The following is a 10,840-nucleotide window of genomic DNA, read 5'->3' as shown; positions in this document are numbered from 1 at the left end:
AACTTTGCGCGTAACACGGCAACGGGCGGACGCACAGTCATAGCCCACCCTCCCACCAACACCCCCTGAACAAGCACTAATTGAAATACAAGCCCCAGGACGCACAGAGAACTGCCAGATCGGCACCTTCCTGGCCTACGCCTCGGCCCGGGGACGGGCGTTGATCGACCGCGAGCTCTACCTCCCGGCCTCCTGGACCGACGACCGGGACCGCTGCCGGGCCGCCGGCATCGCCGACGAGACGCCCTTCGCCACCAAGAACGAGCACTTCCGCCAGATGGTGCAACGCGCCATCGACGCCGGGGTGCCCTTCGCGTCGCTGACCTGGCCGAAGTTCTGGCCGCGCTGCTCGGCGCCGTGGATGGAGACGGCAAAGACGACCTGGCCTGTCTTCTCGTCGAGGCGGTCGAGGTCGATAAGGATCTGTTCGTCATCGCCGTCTCCGTCACCCGTGAGGTTGTCTCCGGTGTGCCGCACCGCGCCGTCGGGGCTGGTGAGGTTGTTGTAGAAGACGAAGTGCTCGTCGGAGATGACCTTCATGTCGGGGCCACAGACAATCGCGGACGCGTCGAGGTCGAAGTCCGTACCACCGACTGGCTGAGCATCCCAGCCCAGGCCAATAGTGACGTCCGCGAGCGGGGTGCCGTCCTGGTTGAGGACGACGTTCTGGCCCTTGGCAAGGCTGACGCCCATGTGTGCTGCTTCTCCTGAGACGCCGCCGGGTCTGCCGTGGGCTGCTCCGGCGTGACGGACTTCACGATAATTTATAGATTGCGCAACCATTAAAGTGTCGCCATGAACACAGATGACGCGACAGGTTGGGAGGCCGCGGTGCTCGACGGGGGCCCCGCGGACGGGCTGCGGATGCGGGTCGCCGACCGGCCGGGAGTGCTGCAAGTTACCTACCCCTGCCCATTGGACACCCCGTCGGGCGGCGTTCAGGTGGGCGCGTTGTACGTCTACCGCCGCGACCCCGGCATACACAGTGAGCCTCTGCGATACGGCTTCGACAGGGCCAGCCCCTGATGCGCCCGCCGGGCGGAAGTTCAGCGGGTCGTGGTGCCGCTCTCCGGGACCGGGCGGGCCGAGGCCGCGTCGCCGGGGGCGGCATGGATCGTCCGGGACGACGCCGGTTCGGCCGGTGCGGGCTCGGGTGTGGCGGCCGGTGGCGCGCCGTCGTCCTTCATCGCCCTGGTCTCGCTCTTGAGGATCCGTAGCGACTTCCCCAGCGCGCGGGCGGTGTCCGGCAGCTTCTTCGACCCGAACAACACGATGACCACGATCGCCACGATCAGCAGGTGCCAGGGTTCCAGTCCGTTGCGGAGCATTGCCACCCCGTCCTTTCTCTCGCCCGTTCCGGCGTGCGGCCGCAGAGGTCGCAACCGCCGTGAAGATTGCTAGATTGCGCAACTGTACAACCCTAGGGTGGGGGCAATCGTCCCCTCTACACGAGCCGGACGAATGAGGGCCCACACATGACAGGCAGCCACCAGATGGCGCCGCCGCGCCGCGGCGGCGCTCGGCCCGCCGCCCGCGGCCGACGGCGCAAGCGCAGCCGGGTGCGGCTCGTGCTCGCGATATCCCTGTCGCTGCTCGTGCTCGTGACCGCCGGTGCCGGCTGGGCCTATCTCAAGCTCAGTGGCAGCATCGACACGTTCGGCGCGGACGGGATCTCCGACAGTCGGCCCGCTGCCGCCTCGAAGGGGCAGAACGTCCTGGTCATCGGTTCGGATGCGCGGACCGGCGGGAACAGCGAACTGGGTGGTGGGGACAAGGGCGACATCGGCCGCTCCGACACCGCGTTCCTGCTGCACGTGTACGCCGACGGCAAGCACGCCGTCGGCGTATCCATCCCTCGCGACACCCTCGTCGACATCCCGCGCTGCAAACTGCCCGACGGAAGTTGGACCCAGCCGCAGACCAACGTCATGTTCAACTCGGCCTATTCCGTGGGCCGGACCGCCAAAGGCAACCCCGCCTGCACTCAGAACACCGTCGAGAAGCTCACCGGGCTGCGCGTCGACCACACGGTCGTCGTCGACTTCAAAGGCTTCTCGGAGCTGACGAAGGTCGTCGACGGTGTCAAGGTGTGCGTGCCGCAGGACGTCTACCAAAAGGACCTCAACCCGGGCCGCAGCACCCGCGGCAAACGCATCTTCGCCAAGGGCGAGCAGACCGTCTCCGGCCAGAAAGCCCTGGACTACGTACGTCTCCGGCACGGCATCGGCGACGGCTCCGACATAGGCCGCATCAAACGCCAACAAGCCTTCGTCGCCAGCCTGCTCAAAAAGGTCAAGAGCGATGGGTTCACCCCCACAAAGCTGCTGCCGCTCGCGGACGCCGCCACGAGGTCCATGACCGTCGATCCCGGCCTCGGGTCCGCCGACAAACTGATCTCCTTCGCGATGTCGCTGAAGAACATCGACCTGCACAACACCAAGTTCATCACCGTCCCCTGGCGGTACGAGGGTGCACGCGTCGCGATCGTCGAGCCGGACGCCGGCGCCCTGTGGGCAGCCCTCAAGGCCGACCGCACCCTCGACGGCCAGGACGCCAGCGGCAAGAACAGCAAGAAGACGGCAGATTCCTCTCCCTCGCCGAGCGCCGGCGAACCGGTCTCCGGTGGGGGCATCTCCGTCGCCGTCTACAACGGCACCACCGTTACCGGCCTTGCCTCCCGCGCGGCGGCAACCCTGAAGACCGCGGACTTCACCGTCACCGGCACGGCCACAGCGAGCACCCAGGACTACGGCACCACCGTGATCGAGTACGGCCCTGGCCAGAAGGACGAGGCCAAGACCGTCGCCCGGCTCTTCGCCGCTGCGGATCTCCGCTCCACCACCACCGCGGGCATCAACGTGATACTCGGGCGGTCATACGCGGACACCCCCTCAGCCCCCGCCTCCAGCGAGCCGACCGCGGTGCCTTCCGAAGTCGCCGACGGCGCCCGCTCCGCGGATGACGACCTCTGCGCCAAACTCTCGTACGGCTGAGTGAACATCGCATGCATCCCTCCGCCCCCTTCAGGAGAATCTCCATGCCCACCACTGCAGGAACCACATCCAGGCTCCGCCCGGCCACAGCCCTGGCCGCGATCCTCCTGACCCTCGCCCCTGGATCGGCGCACGCCGCGAGCGGCACCGGCGAAGTGGCCGAGGCGCTGAAGAAGAGTCCTGTCTACGTCGACCCACGGGCCGAGAAACAGCTTTCGAAAGCCGATGCCGACGCCCTCGCGAAGAAGATCGAGAATGCTGACAAGCCGGTCTTCGTCGCCGTGCTGCCCAAGGCCGACTCATTCCCCGAGGAGACCCTGCTGAACGACGTGCGGGCGCTGACCGGCATCACCGGTGTGTATGCGATCCGCCTCGGTGACGGCTTCAACGCGGGTGCTGATCAGCAGGTGATGTCCCGAAACGCCGTCGACAACCTCAAGGGCGCGGTGAAGCGCTCCGCGGCCGCGGACACCAAAGCCCAGCTGAACAGCTTCGTCGACCAGGCGCTCCAGCAGGCCAAGGGCAACGCGCCGACCTCCTGGGCGGACGGCGACGAGGACGGCTCGCGGTCCACCAGGCCGCTGGTTGCCGGTGGCGTGGCCGTAGCCGGCGGGGCGGGCGCATACGCCCTCTACCGCCGGTCGAAGAGGAAGAGGGAGGAGCGCGGGCGCGCCGAACTGGAGGCCCTGCGTGTGGTGGTGGACGAGGACATCACCGCCTTCGGCGAGGAGCTGGACCGTCTCGATTTCTCTCCTGACGAGCCCGGCGCCACCGATGACATGCGTCAGGATTACACCCACGCCCTGGACGCATACGACAGGGCCAAGGTGCAGATGGCCGGGGCCACCCGGCCCCACGACGTCCAGCCGGTGACCGAGACCCTGGAACAGGGGCGGTTCGCCCTGGCCACCCTCGCCGCCCGGCGCACCGGTGCCCCGCTGCCCGAACACCGGCTTCCCTGTTTCTTCGATCCCCGGCACGGCCCGTCGGCCACCGATATGCAGTGGGCCCCGCACGGCGGCACCGTGCGGCCCGTTCCCGCATGTGCCGCGGATGCCGCACGCATGGCCGACGGCGAAGAACCGCAGTCCCGAATGGTCAACACCGACCACGGCACGCAGCCCTATTGGAACGCAGGCCCCGCCTACACCCCCTGGGCAGGCGGCTACTTCGGCGGCGCGGGCGGCGGCATGCTCGGCGGCCTCCTCATGGGCACCGTGCTAGGCAGCCTGATCAGCGCGCCCGCAGCCTTCGCCGACACCGGGGACTTCCCGTCTGCCGCGAGCCTGCCGGACGGCGGGGAATTCTCCGGCGCCGATTTCAACCCGGCCGACTTCGGGTCAGGCTTCGACGCCGGAGACCCCGGCGGTGACTTCGGCGGCGGAGACTGGTGACCGGCGCAGAACTTCACACCCCCCTGGCCCATGGCTACACCTGGAGCCCGTCCTCTCGCCGAGTGGCAGAAGCCGCGCGAGTACCTCGGCTTACCACGCTGCGAGCCGGGGTCTGCGGGCGAGATCATGGTAGGCCGCTGCGGTGGAGCCCGGTTGCCTCACGGGCGCGAACGGTTGTCGGCAACCCCGTCGGGGATGCGTTCCAGGCCCAGAGCGAACTCATCTTCCGGATCGTCCTCGTCGTCCAGCGCATCGGAGCGATTGCCCGTGTATCCGCGTTGCGGCATCGGACGCAACGAGACCGCCGGGCATACCGCTGAACCCACAGTGGCAAGTCCACTCAATACTGTCTGATCACCACCTCCCCGCGAGTCCACGGAGCAGTGTCCTCGGCTGCTTCACCGCTCTGCACAGTGCCTGTTGTACCGGGACATGATGGCTGCCAGTGCCGCCGCATACAGCGCGAGGACGACTGCAAGCATCAGGTAGTACGAGGGCGGCAACGCGGCCATGCCAAGCAACGGCCCGAGCGGGGAAAGGGGCAGCAGGACTCCGATGACGGCCAATGCGGCGGCGGACCAGCAGATCGGGCTCGGGGCACGGCCCTCGGCGGAGCGGCGGCCGGTGCGCAGCAGCAGCATCACCAGTGCCTGGGTGAGCAGGTTCTCGGTGAACCACCCGGAGTGGAACGCCGCTTGGCTGCCGGAATCGGCGGAGGTGTGCACGGCGAGCGCGAGGACGGCGAAGGTGGCCAGGTCGGCGACGGCGCCCAGCAGGCCGAAGCCGGTGATGAAGCGCAGAAAGTCGCGGGGCCGCAGCACCGTGGGCGTGCGCAGCACGGCCGGTTGGAGCCGGTCGTAGGCGAAGGCGAGCTGGGCGGTGTCGAAGCACAGGTTCTGCACCAGGACCTGTGCCGGGAGCATCGGCAGGAACGGCAGCAGCAAGCCGGCCGCGAGCATGGCGATCACGTTGCCGAGGTTGGAGGAGAGCGTGATGCGCAGGTAAGTGGCGATGTTGCCACTGCTGTTCCGGCCGGTGGTGATCGCGTGGGCGATGGCCGTGAGGTCCTTCTCTGCGAGAACCACGTCGGCGCTCTCGCGGGCGACGGCGACGGCGTCGCGCGGGCAGATACCGACGTCGGCGGCATGCAGTGCGGGCAGGTCGTTGACGCCGTCGCCGAGGAATCCGGTGGTGTGCCCGTCGGCGCGCAGCGCGGCGACGATGCGGGCCTTGTGCTCGGGAGTGCAGCGCGCGAACACGGTGGCGCGGCGGGCAGTGTCGGCGAGTTCGGTGTCGGTGAGGTCCTCGATGCGGTCGGCGGTGAGTACGTCGCCCGGGTCGAGTCCGAGGTCGCGGCAGGCGCGGGCCGCGGTGCCCGGGTGGTCGCCAGTGAGGATCTTGATGGTGACGCCTCGGTCCGCGAGGAAGTCGAGGGCGTCGGCCGCTGTTGAGGCAAGAGCGTCGCGCAGGACAACGAAGCCGAGGAAAGTCAGGCCGCGTTCGTCGGCCGGGGTGTAGTCGCGGTGCCGGGCGCGCCGTTCCGCGGTGGCGATCGCGAGGAGCCGCAGGCCGCTGTGCGCTTCCCGGGCGGCGACCGCGAGGAGCCGTGCCCGTTCGCGGTCGTCCAGTGCGCATCGCTGGAGTACGTCTTCCACGGCGCCCTTGACAACGAGGGTGTGCGTACCGAGCCGGCCGGGGCGGCGTACAACGGCGGTGGCGAGGCGGCGTACCGGATCGAAGGGCAGCGCGGCCACACCTTCGTACCGCAACAGAACGTCTTCCTCGGTTGCGTCCAGGATTGCCTCGTCCAGGGCGTCCGGGACGGGCAGGTCGGCGAGCTGGAGCGTCCACCAGGCATTGACGGCCGCCCAGTGCAGCACTTCGGGGTCCGGGCCGCCGTGCGCGTCCAGCGCGCGGTCGAGCACCGGTCGGTCCTGGGTGAGAGTGCCCGTCTTGTCCAGGCACAGCACATCGACCGCGCCGAGGTCGTGCAGCGCGGGCAACCGCTTGACGATCACCCCGTGATCGCGGGCGAGGAGGGACGCCCCACGAGCCAGGGCGGTGGTGACGATGACCGGCAGCATCTCCGGGGTGAGCCCGACGGCCACCGCCACCGCGAACGGCAGCGTCTCAAGACCTCGGCCACGCAGCGCGGCATTGGCCATGAGCACCAGCGGCGGTGTCAGCAGCATGAACCGGATGAGGACCCAGGAGATCCCCTGCACCGACCGGTCGAAAGCACTTACTTCGCGCCGTCCCGGCCCGGTCTGGGCGGCGGCGAACCGCGTATGCGCCCCGGTCGCGACGACGATCGCGGTGCCGCTGCCGGACGCCACGCTGCTGCCCTGGAAGCACAGCTGCGGCTGCTCGAACAACCCGCCCTCCAGCCGCCCTGGCGCATCGACGGGGAACTTGGCGACCGGCGCCGACTCGCCCGTCAGCGGTGCCTGGTGCACCGTCAGACCGCTCGCACGCAGCAGCCGCACGTCGGCAGGGACCAGGTCACCGGGGCCGAGGCGGATCACATCGCCCGGCACCAGCTCGTCGACGGGGATTTCCCGGGACTGCGCTGTCCCGTCCTCAGCTGCGCGCCGCAGCACGGTGGCCGTGGTGGCGACCAGCTCCCGCAGCGCGGCCGTGGACCGATCGGCCCGGTGCTCCCCGGACGAGCGCAGCACACAGCTGACCAGCACCAACGAAAGGATCACGCTTGCGGTACCCCAGGCGGCTACGGCGGCCGATACCAGTCCGAGACACAGCAGCACTGCGGTGAACGGATCCCGCAGACTCCGCACGAAGCGGCGCGGCCAGGACACTGCGCGCCACACCGGCACCGTGTTCTCGCCGAACCGGGTCAGACGCTCCTCGGCCTGCGCCTCAACGAGCCCGCGGGGCCCGCTGTCCAGGTGCCGCAGCACCTGAAGGGAGGTGAACGCGGTCATGGACGGCGCTGCGTCGCCTGCTTCGAGGCCCGTGCCTTCCAGCTTCTGTACCCACTGCCCGCTGGGGACTGTGCGATCAGTACTGGGGGCCGATGCGGTCTCAGGCACCGAGGTCACGGAGGCGAGGGTCCGGAGTGTGCGCAGCGCGGTCGGCCAATTGCTTGACCATCAGCCGCACCACCATGACCACCTCGGGGGCGTCGACGTAGTAAACCTGCCGTCGGCCCTCCCGCCGGGAGCGTACGAGGCCGGCCAGCTTCAGCTTCGTCAGATGCTGGCTCACCGCGGGCAGTGCTCCGCCGACCCGCTCCGCGAGCCCGGTCACATCGCTCTCGCCCTGCGCCAGCGCCCACAGGATGTGCAACCGCGCGGGCGACGCCAGGAGCCCGAACGCCGCGGCAGCCTCAGCCAACACCCTGGCGGACGGGTCCTCGAAGTCGCCTGCGCCTGCCGCCACGTCGCTCTCCCGTCCCGCTTGGATCATGTCTCCGCACCCGAAGGGTCCCAGTCTAGGGCCGCGCGTCCGCCCCGCTTCGCGCCGCGGTGCCGCCCACCGGGGCGCGCCCGCCACCACCGGTGACGTCTTTACGGTGCCGCTCGGCCAGGAGACCCAGGACACGATCGCCCCCATGAAGACGGCAGTGCTCCGACCGGGCGGGAAGCTGTATCTCACCGACGGGCACCACACGCTCACGTCGTTCCTGGAGCATACGGCCAGCACCGCTCCCGCGACGAACAGAGCGGGCCAGGGGACGGTGGAGCCAGTCGTCGCGTGGTGCAGTCCGGCCGCCAGGGCGACTCCCGCCACGGCATGGCCCACCGCGCGGAGGGCGGTGCCACCCGCGGTGCGGTCGAGTGCGTGGAAAGCCGAAATGCACGGACCATCATGACGCATGGCACGAGAACTGCGGCACGAATGAGGCAATATCACCCGTCGTTCTGGCCGCGGGCGGGGCCAGTCCGCGTGTCAGTGGCCGGTAGCGGTGCAGGCCCGGAGGCAGCGGAACTTGACGGGGCGCTTCACGTGGTGCGTCATCGAAATCGCGTCACGTTCGACGGAGGTCGGAGAACCTGCACGTCAGACCCAGTTTCTCGGCCCCACGGGCGGGGTGTGAGGTACCCGGAGCGTCAAATGAGCGTCACAGCTGCGACGGGTCAGCTTCGGGTTCCACTACGCGCGGTCACCTCCTGTCAGGTCCCCCTTTTCATCGCCCGCATGTTCACCGAGTCGATCGCGCACCGCAACCAGTCCCCATCATGCGGAGCATGCGCAGGCCACCGGTGCGGAAGAACCTCAGCAGGAGGGCGGCGGCCAGTAGGAGGAAGGCGATGTTGAGCCAGGTGGTGTAGTTCCAGGTGACGCCGTTCATGGGGATCGTAGCGTCGGCGCGGTCGGGGATGAGGTCGAGGCCGCTGAAGGCCAACTCGACGATGTATCCGGCGGTGGCCATGGCCGCGTAGAAGGTGCCGAGGAGGAAGAGGGTCATCTTCGCGCCATAGTACTTCCGGTAGATGTTGAGGATCGGCAGGATCAACAGGTCCGCGAAGACGAACGCCACGACGCCGCCGAAGCTGATGCCGCCCTTCCACAGCACGACGGCCAGTGGCACGTTACCGATGGAGCAGACGAACGAGGCGATGGCCACCAGCGGGCCGATCAGCGGCCCCCAAAGCTTGGACGCCAAGGGATGGCCGTCGAAGAAGAAGGTGCGCCAGAAGGAGTCGGGCACCCAGGCGGCCACGGCGCCGGCGATGAGCAGCCCGATGATCAGGTCGCGCAGGATCGCCGCCCACTCCATGACGAAGACGTGCGCGACCGAGGTGAAGCCCTCGCGAGACAGCAGCCGCCGTCCGAAGGAGCCTTCGCGCTGGACGGACATGTCCATTGCCGCGTGCCCCTCCATGGATCCCGCCAGACCGCGGTCGGCCTGTTCGCGTGCGTCGCGCAGCAGTTTGTCGCGCAGGAACAGCCGGAACAGCACCGCAAGGAGAATGATCATGATGGGGCCGCCGACGAATTCCGCGGCGGTGAACTGCCAGCCCATGAGCAGCGCCAGGATCACCCCGAGTTCGACCACCAGGTTGGTCGAGGCGATCTCGAAGGCCATCGCGGCGGTGAAGTTGGCGCCCCTGCGGAACAGAGAGCGGGCCAGGGCCACGGCGGCGTAGGAGCAGGAGGAGGAGGCAGCCCCCAGGCCGGCGGCGACGGCCAGGGTCCGCGGGCGGTCGTCGCCCAGCATCCGCGCGACGGTGGACTTGCGGACCACGGCCTGGACAACGGCGGACAGGGCGAAGCCGAGGATCAGGGCCCAAGTGATCTCCCAGGTCATGGACCCGGTGATCGACAGTGCGTGCCACATTGCCTGCATATCCCTCAGTCCTTCTCCGTGACGTGCGGCTCACCCTGGAGCCGCACACCAAGAGTGACCCCGCGGGTTCAGCTCACTGCCACGCCGTAGGGGCTGGCACCGAGGGTGACAGTGGCGACGACCTTGTGGGATGTCGGGTCGATGACCGTGAGGGTGCCCGCTCCCTGGTTCGTGACGTAGACAGCGCGGCTGGTGACTTCCAGGTTGAACGGGTCGGTGCCTGGAGGGCCCACGGCAATGGTCGCCGCGACGCGATGGCTGCCGGTGTCGATCACGGATACGTTGCCCGGGCCGAGATCGGCGGAGTAGGCGAAGCGGCCGTCGGGCCCGATGGCCACGTCAAAGGGGCCCTCGCCGACGGACACGGCAGTCGCCTTGCCGGTACGGGTTGAGACGGCAAGGACTTGCTGTCCCACCTCGTCGGCGACGTAGGCCGACTCGCCGTCCGGTGTGAGGGCGACGCCCACCGGGTAGCGCCCCGCGGGAAGTTGCCGCGCGACCCGGCGCGTGCGGGTGTCGATGACCGACAGGTTGCCCGACCCGGCGTTCGCCACATAGGCACTGCCACCGTCACGACTGAACGCCACGTTCACCGGTGATTTTCCGACCCGGATGGTCGCGGCCACCCGGCTGGTTCGGGTGTCGATCACCGAGACGGTGCTGGACTTGCCGTTGGTGACATACAGGGATTTGTCATCGGGGCTGAGACCGACACCGGTGGGGCTCTTCCCGACCGGCACGGTTTTGACGATCTTGTTGTTCCGGGTGTCGAGGACCGAGACCCTGGCAGAGCCGCTGTTGGCGATGTACACGTGCCTGCCGTCCTTGGTGACCGCGACGCCTTCCGGCGCCGCACCGGCCGGCACGGTTGCGACGACCTTGTAGGTACGGGCGTCGACCACCGAGAGTGTGTTGTCCTGCTGGTTCGTGACATACACGCGGCCACTGGCGCCGGCAACGGGCGCAGTCGGCGTCGTCGGCGCAGCCGGCGCAGGAGCCGATTCCTTTTGGATCGAGGGGCTGGGCGTACAGGAGATCAACAGGATCCCCATGCCCGCGGCGAGTGCCGGCCGGAGCATCCTGCCGGGTCGTCGGCGGCCGCTGCCGGCTCGGGTCCGCAGGGCAGAGAACATCTCGCCTCC

At 68.8% G+C, this 10,840-nt stretch carries 9 protein-coding genes and 3 pseudogenes; 5 read left to right on the top strand and 7 right to left on the bottom strand.

Translation table 11 applies throughout. The features are described from left to right. Window positions 1-97: 97 nt before the first annotated feature. A pseudogene (locus ACGFSA_RS27710) lies at window positions 98-325 on the top strand (transposase); the annotation flags it as partial. A 47-nt stretch (window positions 326-372) separates the two neighbouring features. Here the strand turns inward: ACGFSA_RS27710 and ACGFSA_RS27705 are convergent. After that, window positions 373-693 (bottom strand): annotated as a pseudogene (locus ACGFSA_RS27705) (TerD family protein); the annotation flags it as partial. 102 nt (window positions 694-795) lie between these two features. Between ACGFSA_RS27705 and ACGFSA_RS27700 the strand changes: the two are divergent. Continuing rightward, window positions 796-1,026: a hypothetical protein gene (locus ACGFSA_RS27700; RefSeq protein WP_393308706.1), complete on the top strand. Its 231-nt coding sequence runs from the start codon at window positions 796-798 to the stop codon at window positions 1,024-1,026. A gap of 20 nt (window positions 1,027-1,046) precedes the next feature. Here ACGFSA_RS27700 and tatA read toward each other — a convergent pair whose 3' ends face one another. Further along, window positions 1,047-1,328 carry a Sec-independent protein translocase subunit TatA gene (gene tatA / locus ACGFSA_RS27695; protein ID WP_393308704.1) on the bottom strand — a complete coding sequence of 94 codons (282 nt, stop codon included), beginning with the start codon at window positions 1,326-1,328 and terminating at the stop codon, window positions 1,047-1,049. Between the two features lie 147 nt (window positions 1,329-1,475). On the opposite strand from tatA, the gene ACGFSA_RS27690 reads away from it, so the two are divergent. Together ACGFSA_RS27690 and ACGFSA_RS27685 are read left to right on the top strand one after the other, a co-directional pair. Beyond that, window positions 1,476-2,993 carry an LCP family protein gene (locus ACGFSA_RS27690; RefSeq protein WP_393308702.1) on the top strand — a complete coding sequence of 506 codons (1,518 nt, stop codon included), beginning with the start codon at window positions 1,476-1,478 and terminating at the stop codon, window positions 2,991-2,993. 44 nt (window positions 2,994-3,037) lie between these two features. Continuing rightward, window positions 3,038-4,387: a hypothetical protein gene (locus ACGFSA_RS27685; protein WP_393308700.1), complete on the top strand. Its 1,350-nt coding sequence runs from the start codon at window positions 3,038-3,040 to the stop codon at window positions 4,385-4,387. A gap of 158 nt (window positions 4,388-4,545) precedes the next feature. On the opposite strand, the gene ACGFSA_RS27680 is transcribed toward ACGFSA_RS27685, so the two are convergent. The 3 genes from ACGFSA_RS27680 to ACGFSA_RS27670 all read right to left on the bottom strand — a co-directional run bounded on the left by ACGFSA_RS27680 (window position 4,546) and on the right by ACGFSA_RS27670 (window position 7,813). After that, window positions 4,546-4,674, bottom strand: coding sequence for a hypothetical protein (locus ACGFSA_RS27680; RefSeq protein WP_393308698.1), 129 nt, complete (start codon window positions 4,672-4,674; stop codon window positions 4,546-4,548). A gap of 111 nt (window positions 4,675-4,785) precedes the next feature. Next, a complete protein-coding gene (gene mgtA / locus ACGFSA_RS27675) occupies window positions 4,786-7,446 on the bottom strand; it encodes a magnesium-translocating P-type ATPase (RefSeq protein ID WP_393308696.1) in 2,661 nt (886 codons plus the stop codon). Continuing rightward, window positions 7,430-7,813: an ArsR/SmtB family transcription factor gene (locus tag ACGFSA_RS27670; protein WP_393308694.1), complete on the bottom strand. Its 384-nt coding sequence runs from the start codon at window positions 7,811-7,813 to the stop codon at window positions 7,430-7,432. The genes mgtA and ACGFSA_RS27670 overlap by 17 nt, the downstream gene beginning before the upstream one ends. Window positions 7,814-7,916: 103 nt before the next feature. Here ACGFSA_RS27670 and ACGFSA_RS27665 point away from each other — a divergent pair. Beyond that, window positions 7,917-8,036, top strand: a pseudogene (locus ACGFSA_RS27665) (chromosome partitioning protein ParB); the annotation flags it as partial. Between the two features lie 513 nt (window positions 8,037-8,549). Here the strand turns inward: ACGFSA_RS27665 and ACGFSA_RS27660 are convergent. Continuing rightward, window positions 8,550-9,698 (bottom strand): permease, encoded by a 1,149-nt coding sequence (locus tag ACGFSA_RS27660; RefSeq protein WP_393308692.1) that lies wholly within the window; start codon window positions 9,696-9,698, stop codon window positions 8,550-8,552. A gap of 68 nt (window positions 9,699-9,766) precedes the next feature. Beyond that, complete coding sequence (locus ACGFSA_RS27655) at window positions 9,767-10,636, bottom strand: cytochrome D1 domain-containing protein (RefSeq protein ID WP_393308690.1); 870 nt, start codon at window positions 10,634-10,636, stop codon at window positions 9,767-9,769. Between the last annotated feature and the right edge of the window lie 204 nt (window positions 10,637-10,840).

It is taken from the genome of Streptomyces sp. NPDC048496 (assembly GCF_043200055.1).
In the GTDB taxonomy this organism is placed as follows: Bacteria; Actinomycetota; Actinomycetes; order Streptomycetales; family Streptomycetaceae; genus Streptomyces.
Note: the sequence above shows the minus strand (reverse complement) of the source record. Positions and strands in the feature narration are given on the sequence as shown.